The organism is Mesorhizobium metallidurans STM 2683, assembly GCF_000350085.1.
Classification (GTDB): Bacteria; Pseudomonadota; Alphaproteobacteria; order Rhizobiales; family Rhizobiaceae; genus Mesorhizobium; species Mesorhizobium metallidurans.
In genome coordinates this window covers 1-19,806 of record NZ_CAUM01000038.1, presented here as the reverse complement: position 1 = coordinate 19,806, position 19,806 = coordinate 1, and the positions used below count along the sequence as shown (strand labels likewise).

Below are 19,806 nucleotides of genomic sequence, written 5' to 3'. Positions count from 1 at the left end.
CGCCAGGGCGACCCAAAGCCTGAAATCAAGCCCGTTCCAGCGCTATCGCAATGCCCTGGCCAACGCCGATGCACATCGTGGCAAGCGCATAGCGGCCGCCGCGTTGGCGAAGCTCCAGCGCCGCCGTGCCAGTTATGCGCGCGCCCGACATGCCGAGCGGGTGGCCGAGCGCTATGGCGCCGCCATTCGGGTTCACGTGTCCGGCGTCCTCGGCAATGCCGAGTTGGCGCAACACCGCGATGCCTTGCGAGGCAAAGGCTTCGTTGAGTTCGATAATGCCAAAGTCTGCCGGCTTCAGACCCAGTCGCGCGCACAGCCTCTCGGTGGCCGGCGCCGGGCCTATGCCCATGATGCGCGGCGCGACGCCAGCGGTCGCACCGCCAAGGATGCGGGCGATCGGCGTCAGGCCATATTTCTTGACCGCCGCTTCCGAGGCGACGATCAGCGCCGCCGCGCCGTCATTGACGCCCGACGCGTTGCCGGCGGTGACGGTGCCGCTTTGCCGGAACGGCGTCGGCAACTTCGCCAGCGCCTCGACCGTCGTGCCCGCGCGCGGATGTTCATCCTTCTCGACAATGACCGGGTCGCCCTTGCGCTGCGGGATAACCACCGCTGTGATCTCTTTCGCAAGTCGGCCATTGGCTTGTGCTGCGACCGCCTTGTCCTGGCTGCGCACGGCAAACGCATCCTGGTCCGCGCGGGAGATGGCGAACTCTTCCGCCACATTCTCGCCGGTCTCCGGCATCGAATCGACACCATACTGCTGCTTCATCAGCGGATTGACGAAGCGCCAGCCGATGGTGGTGTCGTGGATCTCGGCATTGCGCGAAAAAGCTGTCTCGGCCTTGGGCATGACGAACGGCGCGCGGCTCATGGATTCGACGCCGCCCGCTATCACCAGCTCCGCCTCGACCGCCTTGATCGCGCGCGCGGCAATGATGACGGCATCCATGCCGGAGCCGCACAGCCGGTTGACGGTCGAGCCGGAAACCTCCTTGGGCAGGCCTGCGAGCAGCAGGGACATCCGCGCCACATTGCGATTGTCCTCGCCGGCCTGGTTGGCGCAGCCATAGACGACGTCATCGACCGCCTGCCAGTCGATGCCGGGATTGCGCTCGACCAATGCCCTTAGAGGTATCGCGCCGAGGTCGTCCGCGCGGACCGAGGACAACGCCCCGCCGAAGCGGCCGATCGGCGTGCGGATATAGTCGCAAATATAGGCCTCGGCCATCTATGCCGCCTTCTCTTTTCCAGTTCCCGCATGCGCCGCCTTGATGCGGGCCTGCAGGTCGCGCAAAGTCTTCAGTTCGAGCGCCCTCGGCGCCGGCGTCTCTTCGAGCGCATCGGTGAATTTGACCGTCCAGCCGCAGGTCGCCTGCACCTCGGCGCGCGAGACGCCCGGATGCAGCGACATCACCGTGAATTCCTTTGGTCACCGGGTCAGGCGCGAAGTCAATCGGGCAGTGCCGCCATTTTCAGGAGGCCACATGAACGACGCGGCCGCTGCTCGCGGCCAAGCGGCGCATCGAGGATTTCTTCGTCGTCTAACGGGAGAAAGCAGCTGGCCGCAACGCCGGCACCATCCTTGCAACGTTGGTGATTGGCGAAACCGGCAACGTCAGTACCCTCTCCCCGTCACTATAAGGGGAGAGGATGCCGGCAGGCAGGTGAGGGGCGGCACCAACATCGGCGATTGGTGACTTCCGCGCAAACCTGATGCGGAGAGGATGTCCCTCAATGCTTGATGCGGTCGCGCATCGCGTACCACAGCATGCCGAGCACATAGAGCGGGCCGCGCAATGCGGTGCCTCCTGGAAAGGGCATTGGGCTCAGCGTCGAGAACAGGTCGAGCCGCGAGGCATCGCCGGTGATCGCCTCGGCCAGCAGCTTGCCCGACAGCGTCGACAGGATCACCCCCTTGCCGGAATAGCCATGCGCGAAATAGACCTCGCCATAGTGCCCGACATGCGGCAGCCGCGACGTCGTCACCGAGACCAGCCCGCCCCAGGCATGATCGATGCGGCAGCCGCTGAGCTGCGGGAAGGTCTTTTCCATATGCGGCCGCACGAAGCCGGCAATGTCGGCCGGCGGCGACGGCGTGTAGCGCTCACCACCGCCGAACAGCAGCCGGCCGTCCGCCGACATGCGGTAGTAGTTGACCACAAAGCGCGTGTCGGACACCGCGACATCAGCCGGAATGACATTGCGTTCGCCCTCCAACGGCTCGGTGGCGACGATGTAATTGCCGACCGGCATGATGCGGCTGTTGACGCGCGGCTCCAGCCCGTGGAGCAATGCATCGCCGGCCAGCACGACATGTTTTGCCCGGACCGAACCCTTGGCCGTCGAGACGCGAATCCCCGGCTGGCGCGCCAGCCGCACGGCAACCGAATTCTCGTGGATGACGACACCTGCCGCGACAGCCGCGCGGGCAAGGCCGAGCGTATAGTTCAGCGGATGCATGTGGCCGCCAAGCGCCTCGTACATCGCGCCGTGATAGGGCGTATCGACCTTGCCGCGCGCCTCACTCGCCGACAGTATTTCAGCATGCGGGAACTTCATTACCGTGGCCAGGCACTCGGCCTCCTCTTCCAGATCCCTGAGATCGGAGCCGTTCACCGCGCCGACCAGATGGCCGGTCAGCCTGAGATCGCAGTCGATGGCATGACGCTCGATGATATCCAGAACCAGCCCACGCGCCTCGAAGGCGAGATCGAACAGCGCCTTTGCCCGCTCCGGACCATAGAGCTTGACCAGCCCCTTGGCGCCCTTGCGCAGGCCGGGGATCATCTGGCCGCCATTGCGCCCCGACGCGCCCCAGCCGATCTTGCCGCCTTCCAGCAGCACCACTTTCAGCCCGCGCTCGGCGGCATGAAGCGCTGCGGAGAGCCCGGTGCAGCCGCCACCGACGACCACGAGGTCGGCGTCGATCTCGCCTTGCAGGGCGGGATGATCCGGCGACGGGTTGGCGGTGGCGACATAATAGGATTTGCCGATATCCAGGCCGGAATTGAATCCCATCAATCACACCTTGAGCAGCAGATGGTCGCGTTCCCAGCTCGTCACCACGCTCTGGAACAGGTCGAGCTCGACGCTCTTGACGCGCAGGTAGGATTGGAAAAAATCCTCGCCGAGCAGCGCCCGCACCGGGCCGCAGGCAGTGAAGCGGTCGAGCGCTTCCTCCATGGTTTTCGGCAGCGTGCTCTTGATCTTGTAGGCATTGCCCGACGCTTCGGCCGAACGCGCGATCTTCTCTTCGACGCCGAGATAGCCCGCCAGCAGCGAGCCGGCCATCGCCAGGTAGGGATTAGCATCAGCGCCGGGCAGCCGGTTTTCTATGCGCCGTGCGGCGCGCCCGCCAGCCGGCACGCGCAGACCGCAGGAACGGTTGTCATGCGACCACTCGATATTGGCCGGAGCGCTGTGGTTCGGCCGGATGCGGCGGAACGAATTCACGTTCGGCGCAAACAGCGGCATGATCTCAGGAACGTATCTTTGCAGGCCGCCGATGAAATGCCCGAACATTGATGTGTCGGCATCATCTGAGCCGGCAAACAGTGTATTGCCGGCCTCGTCGACCACGGACATGTGCAGATGCATCGAGCTGCCGGCCTGTGCCGCAATTGGCTTGGCCATGAAGGTGGCGTGCATGCCGCCCTGATGTGCCGCCTGCCTGGTCAGCCGTTTGAACAGCAGCACCTTGTCGGCCAGCGCCAGTGGATCGCCATGCAGGAAATTGATCTCCAGCTGCGCCGTGCCGGATTCATGGATCAGCGTGTCGAGCGGCAGCCCCGCCGCCGCCGCGTGATCATAAATGCGCCGGATCACCGGTTCGAATTCCTCCAGTGCCGCCATGTCGTAGGGATGCTGCACGGTCTCCGCACGGCCATTGCCACCAACCGGCGCGGTCAACGGTTGGTCGGGATCGGGATTGGGTGCGGTGAGATAGAATTCGAGCTCCGGCGCCATCACCGCCCGCCAGCCGCGCTGGCGATAGAGATCGAGCACCGCGCGCAGCACATGACGTGGCGAGGCCATCCAGGGACGGTCATCCATGTGGAATGCATCGGCGAACACATAGGCCTTCCCCGCACCGGCACCGGGCGCCAGGCAGAGCGTGGAAACGTCGGGCACCATACGCATGTCAGGGTCCGAATAAGCAAAACCCTCGTCGATCGAGCCGGAATAGCGGCCGTCTATGCTGACCAGGAAGGCGCTGCTCGGCAGATAGAGCGCACGGTCCTCCAGCGCCTTGAGGAATTTGGCCACCGGCAAGGCCTTGCCGCGCAGCACGCCGTTCAAGTCGGGCACCAGGCACTCGACTTCGCTGATCGCATGCGCGGCCAGCCAGCTTTTTGGATCTTTGGTGCCGCTTAGAGGTGACGCAGTGGTTGAGTGATTGTCAGGCATTGGTTTATGTCCGTATCAGAGAGAGTATCGCTTCGGCGGCCACATCCGTTCCGGGTTTCAGCGCCATATCAGCTGCATTTTCCTTCAGGCGCGCGTGCATTGCATCATCGGCCAGCAGGCCGAGAACGGCTTTCTCCAATACACCTTCGGTCCAGCCGTCACGGCCGATATGATTGCCGACGCCGGTTTCCTCGGCGCGTTGCGCATTGTCGTGCCCGTCCCAGCAATAGGGCATGATCAGCGACGGCACCCCGAAACGCAGCGCCTCGCAAAAGCTGTTGTTGCCGCCGTGATGGATGAACAGGTCGGATTTCGCCACCACCGAGGGCTGCGGGAACCAGGCATCGAGATAGACATTGTCCGGCACCGCCCGGTAGCTGTCGCGCAAGCCGCCGACATTGACTATGAAGCGTGCCGGCAGCCTGTCGAACACCGTCAGCATGCGTTCGATCAGCCCGACATCCATGGCGCCAAGGCTGCCGAAGCTGACATAGACCAGCGGCCCGCCATTGCGCGGGAAGACCGGTACCTCGAACGGCCCTTCCGAGCGCACGCAACCTTCGAGATAGGCAAAGCGCGAGGCGTCGAGCGGCTCGGCGCGTTGTCGGCGCACGATCGACGGGGTCAACAGCAGGTTGAGGTCGGGCGAGGCTTCCAGGAACAGCCCATCGGGCAGCGGAGCGAGGCCGGCCTCTATGCGAAGCCGGTTGAACCGGTCGTGCGCCGGCGCGACCGCTGCCAGGTAGCGCGCCTCGAAGGTCGCGCGGCCCGGATCGTCGGCAGCGAGGCCGGACAAATAAGGCGGCACCTCGGCATCGGGAAGCTCGGTCTCGGCGCAGGAGACCACGCGCACCCACGGACAGCCGGCGGCAGCCAGGGCTGGAAACATGATGACATTGTCGAGCACCACCGCATCCGGCTTCAGCCGCGCCAGCAATTGGCGCAGCGGCGCCTCGGCATTGGCCGCGGTGTCGACGATCGCCTGCCAGGTCGGGGCGACATAGGTTTCGAGCTGGTCGATCGGGCTCAGCCTGAAATGCGGCAGATGGCGGCGCACGAACGCCTGCCAATAGCTCTGGCGTTCGCTGTCGCTCAGCGGATCGTCGGTCTGCAGCTGGTATTCCTGAAAACCGTAGTCGGCAAAGACGCCGGAAAAGCCGGCGTGGCAGATGAACACAGGCCGGGCGCCGCGGGCGCGGAGCGCCTGCGCGATGCCGACGCAATTGAGCGCCGCGCCAAAGCTCGCTTCCGGAAACAGCGCGATGGTCGGGCTGGCTTTGCGCGTCAAAACAATCCTCGTCAATCCGGCCGGCTGATCATGCCGAACAGTGCAGGGGCCCCGCGACTGGCCGCCTGCGGCCGCTGGTTGCGCGACAGGCGCAGATGCACGCGAAGCAGGTCCGCCGCAACCTCGAACTGGCGGCTCTCCAGATGGTTGAGTATGGTGAGGTGCTCGCGCAGCGATTGCTTCAGCCGAAAGACGTTGACGCCGGCATAGACGCCCGGCAGCCGGCGCAGCCTGAGGTGATCGGACAACGCATCGGTGATGAAGCGGTTGGCGCAACCGTCGGCGATCATCGAGTGGAACTCGATGTCCAGCCGCTGGAACTCCCTGGTATCGAAGGCCGCATCGGGCAGCGCCAGCAGCGCTTCCATGCCCTGGCGCAAAGCTGCAGCCCGCGTCCCGTCCAGCCGAAAGCCCGGGGTCTGAATGGCGGCGGGCTCCAGCAACAGGCGGAACTCGTAGCTTTCGCCTTGTGCCTCCGGATCGTCCGGTGTTCGCCGGAATAGCCAGGATTGTCCCGGCGCGCGGTCCAGCAGATTTTCCTCGGTCAGTTTCTTTAAGGATTTTAGTACCGTCTTGCGCTCGGCACTGTACCGCCGCATCAGCGCCCCGACGGTGACCGTCTGTTCGAGCCGGCGCGCCGACCGGTCGCGCAGGATCTTTTCGGCGAGTTCGTCCTCCTCGGCAACAGGCAGGTCGGCGGTCATGGTCGCCTGCGCGGCGAGGTCGATGGCCAGGCGATAGCCTGAGGCGGCTTCCCAGCGCACCACGCCTTTTTCGCTGAGCAGACGCAGTGCTGCCCGCACCGGGGTTCGCGAGACGTTGCAAAGCGACGCGAACTGCTGCTCCGGCAGATGGGCGCCGGCTTCGAAGCCGCGCTGCCGGGCGACATCGAGGATGCGCTGCGCGAGATCGAGATGGTTGGTGCGCGGTCGTCTGGCGGCGGCTTGCATGGCAATTCCCGTGAACGCACGTCTCCGATACGGTTTGGCCGATCACCGCTGCGAACGCAATCGGCCAGATTCCTTCGGCGTCCGTTAAATTATGGATTGACGTACTTTTTTCTGCAATAGTACTGTCAGTGCAATCGGCAACAAAAAGACCGGGGAACAGGATCGAAGCGGCGGCATGGTCGCAAGCGCTGGTCCGACGAATGAAATTCGACGATCAACCAGAATGGGAGTCTGTCATGACCGCCACCACACCGCGGCACCGTTCGCTGAAGATGTCCTCGATCGCGCTTGGCTTTGCCCTGGCGCTGTCGGCGCCTGTTTCCGCCGCCGACCTCGTGATTTCCAACTGGGACGGCTACATGGCGCCCGATGCCATGGCCGCCTTCAAGACCGCGACCGGCGTTTCCGGCGAGGTCGTCGTCCACGCCACCAATGAAGAGATCATGGGCAAGCTCGTCGCCTCCGGCGGCAAGGGCTATGACGTGGTCTTCGTCTCCTCGCCCTTCGCCGAGGTGCTGAACAAGCTCGGCCTGACCGAGCCGATCGACCACGCCAAGGTGCCCAATCTCGCCAACCTCTATCCCGAGGCGACCAAGCTGCCGCACGATGTCGGCAACGCCTTTTCGGTGCCCTATACCTGGGGCACGACGGGCCTCTGTTATCGCTCGGATCTGCTGAAGGTGGCGCCGACCAGCTGGAGCGACTTGCTCGCCCCGTCCGACGACCTCAAGGGCAAGACCACCATGCTGGCGACGGACCGCTGGCTGCTGGCCGCCGGGCAGCTCGACAAGGGCTTTTCGGTCAACGAGACCGATCCGGCCAAGATGGCCGAGGTCAAGGAATTACTGATCTCAGCCAAGAAGACCTTGCTCGCCTATGACGACACCACCTTCTATTCGAAGCTGGTCTCCGGCGAGGCGCTGCTGGTGCAGGCCTGGGACGGCTGGTGCAATTACGGCATCGCCGAGAAACCCGAGATCAAATACGTCATCCCCAAGGAAGGCTCGGACCTGTGGGTCGACACGATGGTGGTGATGAAGGCGTCGGCCAACAAGGACGCCGCCTTCCAGTTCATCAACTTCATGCTCGACGCCAAGAACCACGCCTGGGCAGCCCAGAACATCGACTACAAGGTGCCGAACAAGCCGGCGATGGAGAGCCTTCCGGCCGACTTCCTGGCCAAGTTCCCCAACATGGCGATGCCGGTTGCCGACCTCGTCAAGTTCGAGCAGCTGCGCGACGTCGGCGACGCCCAGCGCGACTATTCGAAGATCGTCAGCGAGATCAAGGCCGCGCAGTAAAATCGATTACTGGAAGTCAGCTTGCGTTCCTTCACGCCCCCCTCTGGCCTGTCGGCCATCTCCCCCTCAGGGGGAGATTCCCTGGCTTGCAGCCGCTCGCCAATGTCCGGCGCAGCGCCCCCTCATCCGGTCGCTTCGCGGCCACCTTCTCCCCGCTGGGGAGAAGAGGCTGGCTTCAACGCCGGCGACCTCCTCTCCCCTCGGGGAGAGGTCGGATTGCCCCGAATTGCCCTTCGCAATTCGGTTGGCAATCCGGGTGAGGGGGTACTTGCCCCAACATATTTGGATATCCTTGATATAGCCGGCAGGCCAGAGGTGGGTACTCCGTGAAATACACCCCCTCCCGCTCCTCCCTGCTGCTGGCGCCGGCGCTGGCTTGGCTCACCGCCCTGATGGTGGTGCCATGCGCGCTGGTGCTGGCGCTCGCCTTCTTCCGGCGCGGCACCTATGGCGGCATCGAATACACATTCACGCTGGAGAATTTCGGGCTCGTCTTCGACCCGCTCTATGCCGGCATCTTCCTCAATTCGGCGCGCATCGCCGGCACCGCAACCCTCATAGCGGTCATCATCGGCTATGCCGCCGCCTATGCCATCGCCGCCGCACCGCGCCGGCTGCAGCCGGTGTTGCTGTTCTTTGCCGTGCTGCCCTTCTGGTCCAACTACCTGATCCGCACCTATGCCTGGATCGTGCTGCTCAACCGCGAGGGCCTGGTCACCCAGCTCTTGCGCTGGTTCGGCTACACCGGCGAGCCGCCATCGATGCTCTACACCGAAGGTGCCGTCATCGCCGGGCTGGTGTACAATTATCTGCCCTTCGTCATCCTTGCCTGCTACGCGCCGCTGTCGCGGTTGAATCCGGAACTCGCCGAAGCCTCGCGCGACCTCGGCGCCTCGGCCGTAACCACGTTTCGCCGGGTCATCCTGCCCTTGACCGTGCCCGGTATCGCCGCCGGCGCCGTCTTCGTCTTCGTGCTGTCGATCGGCAATTTCGTCACGCCGGCGCTGCTCGGCGGCGGCCGTTTCCAGATGATCGGCAACCTCGTCTACGACCAGTTCCTGACCGCCAATGACTGGCCGTTCGGGGCAGCACTCGCCATGGCGCTGATCGCCATCATGCTGCTGGTGCTGATGGCGCAGGCGCTGCTTGCCGATCGCGCCGCCGGCCGCGCCGCTGAAGCCGGAGGTGACGCCGATGGCTGAGGGCGCGCTCCTTCCCTTCTCCTCGTTCACAGGGGCGGATGAGGGGCGGCGCCGGCCTTTGCGACGCTCGGCGCTGCCCCTCATCCGGCCGCATACCTGGCTCCAAGCTATCGGGGCACAGCGATGACCCAGTCCTTTGCCCGCTCCCTCGGTATGCGGACGATTCTTATCCTCGTCTTCGCCTTCCTCTATATCCCGATCGCCGTGCTGGTGGCACTGTCCTTCAACGCAGGCGGGCTGCCGACGGCCTGGTCGGGCTTTTCGCTGAAATGGTATGCCTCGCTCGCCGGCAATTCCGCGATCCTGTCCGCTGCCCTCAACACGCTGATCGTGGCGCTGGTCTCGACCGCGATCGCCACGCTTCTCGGTACGCTGCTGGCGATTGGCATCGAGATGCGCAGGCAATACGGCAAGGGGTTGGAAGCGCTGATCTTCGCGCCGATGATCATTCCCGACATCGTGCTGGCCATCGCGTTGCTCTCGTTCTTCTCCATGCTCAATGTCACCATGGGGCTGCACACCATCATCCTCGCCCATGTCGTCTTCAACCTCGCCTTCGTCTGCTCGGTGGTGCGCGCCCGGCTGAAGAGCTTCGACTGGTCGATCGTCGAGGCCTCCGCCGATCTCGGCGCTTCGGCGCTCACCACCTTCCGGCGGGTAACCTTGCCGGTCATCGCGCCGGCGGTGATCGCCGGCGCGCTGCTCGCCTTCACGCTGTCGGTCGACGAATTCATCATCGCCTTCTTCACCGCCGGCGCCGGGCGCGCCTCGACCACCTTGCCGATGCAGATCTATGCGATGATCCGCTTCGGCATCACGCCGGAGATCAACGCATTGGCGACCATCGTCATGGCGGTCTCGATCACCGCGCTGACCCTGTCGCAGCGGCTCAACCGCGGGGTCATCGGCCAATGAGCGAACCCCGCACGCTGCTTCAAATCGATCATGTGTCGAAGAATTTCGGCCGGGTAACGGCGGTCGACGGCATCTCGCTCGACATCCGCGAGAACGAGTTCTTCGCGCTGCTCGGACCTTCGGGCTGCGGCAAGACCACGCTGCTGCGCATGCTGGCCGGCTTCGAGACGCCCAATGACGGACGCATCCTGCTCGACGGCCGCGACATCGCCAGGACCCCGCCCAACAAGCGGCCGGTCAACCTGATGTTCCAGTCCTACGCGTTGTTCCCGCATATGACCGTCAGGGCCAATGTTTCCTATGGCCTCGAAATGGAACATTTGCCGGCTGCCGAAATCCGTGCGCGCGTCGATGCCATCCTGACCACCACCGAGCTTGTCCCCTTCGCCGACCGCAAGCCGGAGCAATTGTCGGGCGGCCAGAAACAGCGCGTCGCGCTTGCCCGCGCCCTGGTCAAGCGTCCCCGTCTGCTGCTGCTCGACGAACCGCTCGGCGCGCTCGACAAGAAACTGCGCGGCGCCATGCAGCTGGAGCTGAAGCGCCTGCAGCATGAAGTCGGCATCACTTTCGTCATCGTCACCCACGACCAGGAGGAATCGCTGGTCATGGCCGACCGCATGGCGGTGCTGAAGGACGGCAAACTTCTGCAATGCGACACGCCGCACGCCGTCTACGAGCATCCGGCGGATCGTTTCGTGGCCGACTTCATCGGCGTGATGAATTTCGTGCCGGGCAAGGCCATGGCCGGCGGCGTGATGGCGGCCAATGGCGCGCGGATCACGGGCAAGGTTCCTGCAACGCTCTCGCCCGGTGCGGCAGCCGTCGCTTCAGTGCGGCCTGAGCGCGTCCGGCTATTCCCAGAGGCTCAGGCCGCCAACCGCATTTCCGGCACGGTCGAAGCCCTGGCCTATCAGGGGCTCGACCTGCAACTGCATGTCCGAACGCCCTTGTCGCCAAAACCGTTCCTGGTCCGCGTTACCGCCGATGCCGCCGACCGCCGGCCGGTGTCGGCCGGCGACACTGTCGAACTCGGCTGGGATGCCGCCGACGTCAGAATTTTCAAGGATTGAAGGAGAAGCCTGATGGCGCAGAAGACGATCGCGTTTTTCCCGGAAGCCGCCTTTGGCCCGGCGCTCAATTCCGTCGGCATCGCCCAGGCGGTCGAGGCGCGCGGCCATAAGGCGGTGTTCCTGTCGGACCCCGGTTTCGTCGATGTCTACAAGGGCTATGGCTTCGAAGCGCATCCGGTGAACCTGTCCGAGCCGATGCCGCCGGAACAGATGGCCAAGTTCTGGGAGGACTTCATCAACGGCCACATCCCCAACTTCCGCAAATCGCCCTACGACCAGGTCGACAACTATGTGAAGGATTGCTGGACGGCGATCGTCGACAGCGCGAAGTGGGCGCAGAAGGATCTGCCCCGCGTTCTCGATGCCATCAAGCCCGATGTCATCTGCGTCGACAACGTCATCCTGTTTCCGGCGATCAAGCAGTACGGCAAGCCGTGGGTGCGCGTCATCTCCTGCTCGGAAAACGAGATCGAGGACGAGGACATCCCGCCGCATCTCTCCGGCTGCGGCGAGAATGACCATGCCGGGCATCAGCGCTACCGCGACCATTTCAACGCGGTGATCAAGCCGATCCATGACGACTTCAACGCGTTCCTCACCGCCAACAACGAAGCCCCCTATCCGATCGGCCAGTTTTTCGAGGCCTCGCCCTATCTCAATTTGCTGCTCTATCCCGAGGCGGCTAAATTCAAGCGCCGCCAGCCGCTCGACCCGGCAAAATTCCAGTATCTCGAAGGCTGCGTGCGGCAGGAAAAGCCCTATACGGTGCCGACCTTCGCCAAAAACAATAACGAGCCGCTGCTCTACGTGTCCTTCGGCAGCCTCGGCGCCGGCGACGTCGACCTGTTGAAGCGCATCATCGCGACGCTGGGCAGGACGCGCTACCGGGCGCTGGTCAATGTCGGCGGCTACAAGGACCAGTATACGGATGTGCCCGGTAACGTCATTGTCGAGGGCTGGTTCCCGCAGCCCTCGGTCATCCCGCAGGTCGATGCGGTGATCCACCATGGCGGCAACAACTCGTTCACCGAGTGCCTCTATTTCGGCAAGCCGGCGATCATCATGCCCTATGTCTGGGACGGCCACGACAACGCCACAAGAGTCGAGGAAACCGGCCACGGCTTCGGCATGCCGCGCTACGACTGGAGCGACGCCGAGCTGATCGCCAAGATCGAAGCCTGCCTGATTGATCCCGCAATGAAGGCGAAGCTGGCCAAGACCTCAGCGCAGATGCAATCGCAGAACGGCCCGGAAAAGGCGGCGGGTTTGCTGGAGAAGCTGCTGTGACCTCCTCCGCCCCACACCTCCACCAGGCCTCCTCTCGCACCGACCTCGTCGACTGGGGCGCCCAGCCGGATGCACTCGAAGGCACTTCGCACTCCACCGGCAGGCTCGTCCACAAGGGGCCGAACAACCAGCCGGAATCCGGCCTCTGGGTCTGCACGCCGGGTCGCTGGCGCCTGGCGATCCCGCGCGACGAATTGTGCCATTTCGTCGCCGGCCGCGCGACCTACCGATCGGATGTCGGCGAGGTCATCGAGGTCTCCGCCGCCACGGTCGTCATGTTTCCGGCCGGCTGGGCGGGTGAATGCACCGTCCACGAGACGATCCGCAACATCTACATGCTGGCCTGAGCATGATTGCAAAAAGTGGGAACCGGTTTTCGGAAAAGATCATGCTCAAACAACCTGCCGCACTGGAGCTTCACGACATGCCGACATCAATAATGAAATCCCCGCTTGCCATCACCGACCTCGTCGACTGGGGCATCATCCCGACAATGATCGAGGGTGAATCCCGCACCTCGGGCAAGCTGCTGCACAAGGGGCCGGAAGGCCGTTCCGAGTGCGGGCTGTGGGTCTGCACGCCCGGCAAATGGCACTGCCATGTCACCCGCGACGAGTTCTGCCACTTCCTCGAGGGAAGCTGCACCTATGTGCATGAGTCCGGCGAGGTGATCGAGATCGAGCCGGACACGGCGGCGTTCTTCCCGCAGGACTGGAAGGGCATCTGCACCGTCCATGAGACGATCAAGAAGGTCTACATGATCCGCTGAGCGGGCCTGAAAGGACGACCATGGATTTCTCCGCTGACCGGCCGGCTTTCTTCGTCAATCCGGATTATCGGCCGATGACCGGTGCGGCAAAACCGGTGATCGATCCGGCGACGCTCGAAACCGTCGGCGCGATTACCGCAGCCAGCGACGGCGAGATCGACGCCGTGCTCACCGCAGCGACCAAGGCGCAAACGGCTTGGAAAAAACTCGACGCCAAGACCCGCGCCAAACATCTGCATGCCGTCGCCAACGCCATCGAGGCGGCCGACTTCACCCGCTGCGCCGAGCTGATGGTGCGCGAGATGGGCAAGCCCTATCCGGAGGCGATCGGCGAGATCGCCAATTGCGCGCCGATCTTCCGCTATTATGCCGAGATGGCGCGCGACGAGGCCGGCAAGGTCGCCGGCACGACGCAGGCCGGTTCGTTCCAGTATGCGCGCTACGAGCCCTATGGCACGTCGGTGCACATCATGCCCTACAACTTCCCGATCCTGCTGATGTGCTGGACCGTCGCCGCTTCGCTTGCCGCCGGCAATGCCTGCGTCATCAAGCCGGCCGAGGCGACGACACTGTCGACGCTCGATTACATGACGGTGTTCCGCTCACTGCCGGAGGGTCTGGTCTCCTGCCTGCCCGGCGGCGCCGCCACGGCGCAGGCGCTGATCGCCTCCGACCGCACCCACGCCGTTGCCTTTACCGGCTCGGTCGCCGCCGGCAAGGCCGTCGCGGTGGCCTGCGCCGAGCGCATGAAGCCCTGCGTCATCGAGGCCGGCGGCAGCGATCCGCTGATCATCAGTGGGCACGCCCCGCTGGAGGTGGCGGCGGCCGGCTCCGTCACCGCCGCCTTCCACCTCACCGGCCAGGTCTGCACCTCGGCCGAACGGTTCTTCGTCGTCGATGCCGTGCATGACCGCTTCGTCGCGCTGTTCGCCGAAAAGACGCGGGCGCTGCGTATCGGCAACGGGCTGGACAAGAGCGAGATCGGGCCGCTGGTCAGCGAGGTGGCGCGAGCCAAGGTCATGCGGCTGGTCGACGATGCAGTGCGCAGCGGCGCAGCGGCGGTCACCGGCGGGCGCATTCCGCCGGCGCACAATACCGGCTGGTTCTACGAACCGACGATCCTTACCGGCGTTACGCCCGACATGGCGATCGTGCGCGAAGAGTGTTTCGGACCGGTTGCCGCGATCTGCCGGGTGAAAAATTTCGACGAGGCGATCCGGCTCGCCAATGACAGCCCGTTCGGACTTGGCGCCTCGGTGTTCACCACCGATCTTGCCGAGGCGCATGAGGCGGCCGAACGCCTCGAGGCCGGCATGGTCTGGGTCAACAACCCGCTGATCGACAATGATGCGCTGCCCTTCGGTGGCTGGAAGGCCTCGGGCCTCGGTCGCGAACTCGGACGCCAGGGACTCGACGCCTTCCGCCGCTCCAAGATGGTCATCATCGACCACAGACCGGAAATCCAGGGCTGGTGGTACCCCTATCCCGACAGCTGGTTCCGCGAGGCCGGCGGCCGCAAGCACGTATGAGGGCTACGGAGGCTGTCGCGTCAGCCGATGCTTTCACCGCCGTCCACCACCAGGGCCTGGCCCGTCATGAAGGACGAGCGGTCGGACACCAGGAACAGGATCGCCTCGGCGATCTCCTCGGCGCTCGCCCAGCGTTGCATCGGAATCTTGGTGCGGACATAGCGCTCGATCGCGTCGCGCCCGCCCATCTGGGCGATGAACGGCCCGTTGAACGGCGTGTCGACCCAGCCCGGGCAGAGCGCGTTGACGCGGACATTGTGCCGGGCATAGTCGAGCGACATCTGCCTGGTCATCGCCACCACGGCATGCTTCGACGTCGCATAGGCAATCATCTCGCGGTCGTAGAACACGCCGGAATTCGAAGCCGTGTTGAGGATAACGCCACCCCCTTGCGCGACCATCGACGGCATGACGGTCCTTGCCGCGAGGAATTGCGCCCGCACATTGATCCGCCAGGAGGCGTCCATGCCGTCGGCGCCGACCTCGGTCAACGTACCGCCGACCTGGATGCCGGCATGGTTGTGCAGGATGTCGATCCGCCCATGCTTGTCCAGCGTTCCGGCAATGAGCTGCTCGAGCGCCGCGTCGTCGCCGACATCGGTGGCGACCGATTCGGCACGACCGCCGACAGCGTGGATATGGCAGGCCGTTGCTTCGCCGGCTACCTTGTCCCTGTCGGCGATCACCACCACCGCCCCTTCCCGGGCCATGATCATGGCGCCGGCGCGGCCGATGCCGGACCCTGCGCCCGTCACCACGGCGATGCGATCTCTCAGAATCATGATCCGTCTCTCAGTGCGATGGTTTTCGTTGGCGCAACTGCCATTGGGCAAGCACCACAAGCAGAACCGAGGCGACGAGCACGATCGTCGCGATGGCGTTGATTTCCGGGGTCACCCCGCGCCGGATCGAGGCGAAGACATAGATCGGCAATGTCGTCTGCGCGCCTGCCACGAAGAAGGCGACGATGAAATCGTCGAACGAGAAGGTGAAGGCGAGCAGGAAGCCGGCGATCACCGCCGGCATAATCTGCGGCAGCACGATCGAGCGGAATGTCGTCAGCGGGGTGGCATAGAGGTCGCTCGACGCTTCGACCAGATTGCGGTCGAGGCTGCCGAGACGCGTACCGACGATCATCGCCACCAGCGCCATCGAAAACAGGCCGTGCGCGGCAATGATCGAGCCGTAGCCGAGCGCCAGCCGCGGCGGCTGGTCGCTTGGCCACAGCGAGGCCAGGAACGGATTAAGCACTCCGAACAGTTGGACGAGCGCCACCAGCGTCGAGATGCCGATGACGACGCCGGGAACGACGATCGCGGCGCCGAGCAGTCCATCGAAGACGGCCCGAGTCCGCGCGCCGACGCGCTGCAGGCCAAGGGCGGCCGCCGTGCCGCAGAGTGCTGCGAGCAAGGCGCTGGTGGTGGCGATGAACAGGCTGTTCTTCAGCGCCTCGACCAGGAACGGGTTCGACAGCGCTTTGCCGTACCATTGCACCGAAAAGCCGGTGAACTCGCTGGCATGGCGGCCGGCATTGAAGGAGAACAGCACCACCAGTCCGATCGGCAGATAGAGGAAGGCAAAGACCGCCACGACGAAAGCGCGCATCAGATCAGATCCACGCGACGGGCGCCTGAAAGCCGCGTTGAAATGCGGTTGGCGGCAATCAGCACCACCACCGAGACCAGGACCAGCGTGATGGCGATGGCCGATCCGAACGGCCAGTTGCGCGACTGCAGGAACAGGTCGACCAGCGCGTTGCCGATGAAGAACACCTTGCCGCCGCCGAGCAGCGTCGGGATCAGATATTCGCCGAGCAGCAGGATCATCACCAGCGAGAAACCGGTCATCACGCCGGGCAGCGACAGCCTTAGCGTCACGCCGAGGAAGGTCGCGACGGGCGTCGCGCCGAGATCGGCGGAAGCTTCCAGCAGCCGGCGGTCGAGCCGCTCGAGGCTGACATAGATCGGCAGGATCATCAGCGGCAGATAGCCATAGACGATGCCGAGCAGCACCGCGCCCGGCGTGTTGATCAGCCTGATATCCTCTATCCCGACATAGGCCAAAAGCGCCGGGATGCCGCGTCCACCCAGCACATACATCCAGGCATAGGTGCGCATCAGCAGACTGGTCCAGAACGGGATGACGACGAGTGCGAGCAGGATCAGCCGCCACCGCTCCGGCGCGCGCAAGGCGAGATAATAGGCAACCGGATAGGCGACGAGCAGACAGGCAAGCGCGCCTGCCGGCGCCAGCACCATGGTGTTCCAGAAGGCGGTCGCGCGCGCCGGCAGGTTGGCATATTGCGCCAGGGTGAAGGCGGCCTGATAGCCACCTTCGGGCGCGCGCTCGCCAACGCTGAAGACGGCGATGGCAACGAACGGCAGCACCAGGAACACCACCATCCACAGCGTCGCCGGAGCGAGCAGCAGCGCGGTCAGGAGAGTCTTGCGAAGATGGTTGCCGCGCATTGAAAAAGCCGTTTCGGCACCGGCGGATATCTGTCCGCCGGTGGAGTTGTCTGGATCGGGTTCGTAACCTGTCCGGTTCAAGCGGACTTGAAGCGCGCCATCAACTCGGCCCGGCCCGGATCGGTCAGCGTCGCCGCCGCGCCGAATTCCAGCGGCTTCAAGAGGTCCGCCGCAGGGTAGAGGATCGGATTGTCCAGCACCTCCTTGGGCAGCAGCGCATTGACCCGCGCATCGGTCGAGGGCGCACCATTGGCCAGGTGTTCCTTGACCGCGACTTTCGGGTTCATCAGGTAGTTGAGCAAGGCATAGCCGGCCGGCTTGTTCGGCGCATCCTTCGGGATTGCGTAGAAGTCGGTCCAGATCTCGCCGCCTTCCTTGCCCAGCATATAGGCGATCTCGGGGATGTCGCGGTGGAGCTGCGCCCCGTCATTGGTCCAGCACATCGTCATCCAGGCATCGCCGGCGCGCATCGACGGCTGGTAGTCGCTCGACACCGCGAAGAGATACGGCTTGACCTTCAGCAGCAGTTCCTCGGCCTTTGCGAGTTCGTCCGGCTTCAGGGAGTTGAACGAGAAGCCGAAATATTTCAGCGCATTGCCGATCGTGGTGAGTTGGTAGTCATGCACCATGGCGCGGCCGCCGCCTTCCGCCATGGCGGTGTCCCAGAACTCCTTCCAGCTCGTCATCGGCTTGGCGAGCTTCTTGGTGTTGACGGCAAAGCCGGTCGTACCCCAGTTCTTCGGCACCGCATAGGTCACGGCGTCGATAGTGCCCTCCGAGGTAAAGCGCGGATCCTCTTGCGAGCCGTCGAAATTCGGCAGCTTGGCCATATCGAGCGCTTCGATGATACCGAGCTTCTTGTAGGTGGAAATCGTGTAGTTGGTCGGCACGAACAGGCTCCAGCCGGAGGCGCCGGCCTGCAGCTTGGCCAGCATCTCCTCGTTCGATCCGAACACATTGACCTCGACGGCCACGCCCGTCTCGGCCTTGAAATTCTCGAACGTCGCCGGGTCATGATAATTGGGCCAGGTGGCGATCGACATGCGGTCGCCAAGGCTTTCCTGGGCAAAGGCCGGCGTCGGCATGATGCCGAGTTCGCGCGCCATCACCGCCGTTGCGATGCCAAGACCGGTGAGTCCGAGGAACTCGCGCCGGCCGATGGAGCCGCGCTTCAGGCGCATCAGTTGATCGACGAATTTGTCAGGGCTTATGGGCAGTCCGTCACGATATGATTTCGACATGTTTGTTTACCCTCTGGTTGGTCCCGTTGTTCTTGGGGTGCGGAAACGCCAGCGGCGTTCCGGCGGCAAAGCCGATGGCGACGGGTTCACCCGGCTTGAAGAGATTTCCCTGGCCGATCAGGTGATCGGCCTTGGCGAGCAGCGTTCCGATGCCCTGGACTTCGATCGCATATTCCGCGGTTGAACCGAGGAAGATGCGGTTGCGCACGACGCCCTTCAGCCGCCCGCTTCCGGGTGCTCCGAGGCTGAGCGTTTCAGGACGCAGGCTGACCGATACGGCGTCGCCCCGGCGGAGCGGCAACCGCTTGCGCGCGGCGATGAGGGTGCCGTCGGCAAGCGCTACGTCGACGAGTTCACCCGACAGCCCGGCGACAGTGCCGCTCAGAAGGTTGGTCTTGCCGACGAAATCGGCGACGAAGAGATCGGCGGGCTCGTCATAGATCTCGCTCGGTTGTCCGAGCTGGACGATGCGGCCGCCATTCATGACGCAGACGAAATCGCTCATCGACAACGCTTCCTCCTGGTCGTGGGTGACGAGCACGAAGGTGATGCCGATCTCGCGCTGTAGATTCTGCAGCTCGATCTGCATGTCGGTGCGCAGCTTCTTGTCGAGTGCGGCCAGTGGCTCGTCGAGCAAAAGCACGGCCGGCTTGTTGACCAGCGCGCGGGCGAGCGCGACACGCTGCTGCTGGCCGCCGGAAAGCTCGTGGATCTTGCGGCGGCCATAGCCGGCAAGCCGCACCATGGCGAGCGCCGCGCCTGCCCTTGAGGCGATCTCGCGCGACGACAGCCTTGGCCTTGCCTGGCGCAGCCCGTAGGCGATGTTGTCCTCGACATCCAGATGCGGAAACAGCGCATATTGCTGGAACACCATGTTGACGGGCCGCCTATGGGGCGGAGTGCCGGCCATGTCGCGGCCACGAATGAACACCGCACCTTCGCTCGGCTGTTCGAAGCCGCCGATCATGCGCAGGCAGGTTGTCTTGCCGCAGCCGGATGGCCCGAGCAAGGCGACAAAGGCGGAAGGCGGGATGGCAAGATCGATGCCGCTGACGGCGGTCACGCTGCCGTAGCGCTTGGTGACGCCGCGAAACTCGATGTCGGGCACTGCGGTCAAGGCTGCGAGCTCCAGCGGCTGGCGCTTGACCCCGAAAATCGATTTCGATTTTCGCCGGGGATCAGGCGCCAAAGTACTACGGCGTCCTTTGCGCGTCCAAAAGGACGTGTGGCACCGTAGCCAATGTCGAAACGCTACCAGAGCTAATGGCGGCTAGTATATACCTCGCAGGTGGTATATTCGATCAATTTTCTCGTTCAAAGGGGTATAAGTTGAATGTGTCCCGCAGCGACGATTACAATCAGCTCGCTACGCTCAT

18 protein-coding genes and 1 pseudogene are annotated in these 19,806 nt (G+C 64.2%); 8 read left to right on the top strand and 11 right to left on the bottom strand.

Annotated elements, in window-relative coordinates:
* Positions 1 to 25: 25 nt before the first annotated feature.
* The 6 genes and pseudogenes from pcaF to MESS2_RS07335 form a co-directional block, all read right to left on the bottom strand.
* On the bottom strand, positions 26 to 1,231 hold the full coding sequence (pcaF, locus tag MESS2_RS07360) for a 3-oxoadipyl-CoA thiolase (RefSeq protein WP_008873531.1): 1,206 nt from the start codon (positions 1,229 to 1,231) through the stop codon (positions 26 to 28).
* Positions 1,232 to 1,445 (bottom strand): annotated as a pseudogene (locus MESS2_RS07355) (CoA-transferase subunit beta); the annotation flags it as partial. It lies immediately after the preceding gene.
* 289 nt (positions 1,446 to 1,734) lie between these two features.
* The gene (locus tag MESS2_RS07350) at positions 1,735 to 3,021 is read right to left on the bottom strand and encodes an NAD(P)/FAD-dependent oxidoreductase (RefSeq protein ID WP_008873528.1); all 1,287 of its coding nucleotides are present in this window, start codon (positions 3,019 to 3,021) and stop codon (positions 1,735 to 1,737) included.
* Between the two features lie 3 nt (positions 3,022 to 3,024).
* Entirely contained in the window at positions 3,025 to 4,410 is a 1,386-nt protein-coding gene (locus MESS2_RS07345; RefSeq protein ID WP_008873527.1) for a glutamine synthetase family protein, read from the bottom strand.
* Positions 4,411 to 4,414: 4 nt separating this feature from the next.
* A complete protein-coding gene (locus MESS2_RS07340; protein ID WP_040592432.1) occupies positions 4,415 to 5,698 on the bottom strand; it encodes a glycosyltransferase in 1,284 nt (427 codons plus the stop codon).
* An 11-nt stretch (positions 5,699 to 5,709) separates the two neighbouring features.
* Positions 5,710 to 6,648: a GntR family transcriptional regulator gene (locus MESS2_RS07335; RefSeq protein WP_008873525.1), complete on the bottom strand. Its 939-nt coding sequence runs from the start codon at positions 6,646 to 6,648 to the stop codon at positions 5,710 to 5,712.
* 236 nt (positions 6,649 to 6,884) lie between these two features.
* On the opposite strand from MESS2_RS07335, the gene MESS2_RS07330 reads away from it, so the two are divergent.
* The 8 genes from MESS2_RS07330 (at position 6,885) to MESS2_RS07295 (ending at position 14,721) form a co-directional block, all read left to right on the top strand.
* Entirely contained in the window at positions 6,885 to 7,949 is a 1,065-nt protein-coding gene (locus MESS2_RS07330) for a polyamine ABC transporter substrate-binding protein (RefSeq protein ID WP_008873523.1), read from the top strand.
* Positions 7,950 to 8,308: 359 nt separating this feature from the next.
* Entirely contained in the window at positions 8,309 to 9,151 is an 843-nt protein-coding gene (locus MESS2_RS07325; protein ID WP_040592447.1) for an ABC transporter permease, read from the top strand.
* A gap of 123 nt (positions 9,152 to 9,274) precedes the next feature.
* Complete coding sequence (locus tag MESS2_RS07320) at positions 9,275 to 10,066, top strand: ABC transporter permease (protein WP_008873520.1); 792 nt, start codon at positions 9,275 to 9,277, stop codon at positions 10,064 to 10,066.
* The gene (locus MESS2_RS07315; RefSeq protein ID WP_008873519.1) at positions 10,063 to 11,136 is read left to right on the top strand and encodes an ABC transporter ATP-binding protein; all 1,074 of its coding nucleotides are present in this window, start codon (positions 10,063 to 10,065) and stop codon (positions 11,134 to 11,136) included. Before MESS2_RS07320 ends, MESS2_RS07315 begins: the two co-directional genes overlap by 4 nt.
* Positions 11,137 to 11,148: 12 nt before the next feature.
* On the top strand, positions 11,149 to 12,423 hold the full coding sequence (locus MESS2_RS07310; RefSeq protein WP_008873518.1) for a glycosyltransferase: 1,275 nt from the start codon (positions 11,149 to 11,151) through the stop codon (positions 12,421 to 12,423).
* Positions 12,420 to 12,770 (top strand): cupin domain-containing protein, encoded by a 351-nt coding sequence (locus MESS2_RS07305; RefSeq protein ID WP_008873517.1) that lies wholly within the window; start codon positions 12,420 to 12,422, stop codon positions 12,768 to 12,770. Before MESS2_RS07310 ends, MESS2_RS07305 begins: the two co-directional genes overlap by 4 nt.
* Positions 12,771 to 12,847: 77 nt before the next feature.
* Positions 12,848 to 13,192 (top strand): cupin domain-containing protein, encoded by a 345-nt coding sequence (locus tag MESS2_RS07300; protein WP_040592443.1) that lies wholly within the window; start codon positions 12,848 to 12,850, stop codon positions 13,190 to 13,192.
* Between the two features lie 20 nt (positions 13,193 to 13,212).
* A complete protein-coding gene (locus MESS2_RS07295) occupies positions 13,213 to 14,721 on the top strand; it encodes an aldehyde dehydrogenase family protein (protein WP_008873515.1) in 1,509 nt (502 codons plus the stop codon).
* A gap of 20 nt (positions 14,722 to 14,741) precedes the next feature.
* Here MESS2_RS07295 and MESS2_RS07290 read toward each other — a convergent pair whose 3' ends face one another.
* The 5 genes from MESS2_RS07290 to MESS2_RS07270 form a co-directional block, all read right to left on the bottom strand.
* A complete protein-coding gene (locus MESS2_RS07290; RefSeq protein ID WP_040592429.1) occupies positions 14,742 to 15,503 on the bottom strand; it encodes an SDR family NAD(P)-dependent oxidoreductase in 762 nt (253 codons plus the stop codon).
* 10 nt (positions 15,504 to 15,513) lie between these two features.
* Positions 15,514 to 16,326 carry an ABC transporter permease gene (locus tag MESS2_RS07285; protein ID WP_008873513.1) on the bottom strand — a complete coding sequence of 271 codons (813 nt, stop codon included), beginning with the start codon at positions 16,324 to 16,326 and terminating at the stop codon, positions 15,514 to 15,516.
* A complete protein-coding gene (locus tag MESS2_RS07280; protein ID WP_040592427.1) occupies positions 16,326 to 17,189 on the bottom strand; it encodes an ABC transporter permease in 864 nt (287 codons plus the stop codon). Before MESS2_RS07280 ends, MESS2_RS07285 begins: the two co-directional genes overlap by 1 nt.
* Before the next feature lie 77 nt (positions 17,190 to 17,266).
* A complete protein-coding gene (locus MESS2_RS07275; RefSeq protein WP_008873511.1) occupies positions 17,267 to 18,430 on the bottom strand; it encodes an ABC transporter substrate-binding protein in 1,164 nt (387 codons plus the stop codon).
* Positions 18,411 to 19,547 carry an ABC transporter ATP-binding protein gene (locus tag MESS2_RS07270; protein WP_008873510.1) on the bottom strand — a complete coding sequence of 379 codons (1,137 nt, stop codon included), beginning with the start codon at positions 19,545 to 19,547 and terminating at the stop codon, positions 18,411 to 18,413. The genes MESS2_RS07275 and MESS2_RS07270 overlap by 20 nt, the downstream gene beginning before the upstream one ends.
* Between the last annotated feature and the right edge of the window lie 259 nt (positions 19,548 to 19,806).

Excerpts from the sequence above, each read along its gene's own strand:
- pcaF (WP_008873531.1), bottom strand. The coding sequence starts at position 1,231 with ATGGCCGAGGCCTATATTTGCGACTATATCCGCACGCCGATCGGCCGC.
- MESS2_RS07350 (WP_008873528.1), bottom strand. The coding sequence starts at position 3,021 with ATGGGATTCAATTCCGGCCTGGATATCGGCAAATCCTATTATGTCGCC.
- MESS2_RS07345 (WP_008873527.1), bottom strand. The coding sequence starts at position 4,410 with ATGCCTGACAATCACTCAACCACTGCGTCACCTCTAAGCGGCACCAAA.
- MESS2_RS07335 (WP_008873525.1), bottom strand. The coding sequence starts at position 6,648 with ATGCAAGCCGCCGCCAGACGACCGCGCACCAACCATCTCGATCTCGCG.
- MESS2_RS07330 (WP_008873523.1), top strand. The coding sequence starts at position 6,885 with ATGACCGCCACCACACCGCGGCACCGTTCGCTGAAGATGTCCTCGATC.
- MESS2_RS07320 (WP_008873520.1), top strand. The coding sequence starts at position 9,275 with ATGACCCAGTCCTTTGCCCGCTCCCTCGGTATGCGGACGATTCTTATC.
- MESS2_RS07315 (WP_008873519.1), top strand. The coding sequence starts at position 10,063 with ATGAGCGAACCCCGCACGCTGCTTCAAATCGATCATGTGTCGAAGAAT.
- MESS2_RS07310 (WP_008873518.1), top strand. The coding sequence starts at position 11,149 with ATGGCGCAGAAGACGATCGCGTTTTTCCCGGAAGCCGCCTTTGGCCCG.
- MESS2_RS07300 (WP_040592443.1), top strand. The coding sequence starts at position 12,848 with ATGCCGACATCAATAATGAAATCCCCGCTTGCCATCACCGACCTCGTC.
- MESS2_RS07295 (WP_008873515.1), top strand. The coding sequence starts at position 13,213 with ATGGATTTCTCCGCTGACCGGCCGGCTTTCTTCGTCAATCCGGATTAT.
- MESS2_RS07290 (WP_040592429.1), bottom strand. The coding sequence starts at position 15,503 with ATGATTCTGAGAGATCGCATCGCCGTGGTGACGGGCGCAGGGTCCGGC.
- MESS2_RS07285 (WP_008873513.1), bottom strand. The coding sequence starts at position 16,326 with ATGCGCGCTTTCGTCGTGGCGGTCTTTGCCTTCCTCTATCTGCCGATC.
- MESS2_RS07280 (WP_040592427.1), bottom strand. The coding sequence starts at position 17,189 with ATGCGCGGCAACCATCTTCGCAAGACTCTCCTGACCGCGCTGCTGCTC.
- MESS2_RS07275 (WP_008873511.1), bottom strand. The coding sequence starts at position 18,430 with ATGTCGAAATCATATCGTGACGGACTGCCCATAAGCCCTGACAAATTC.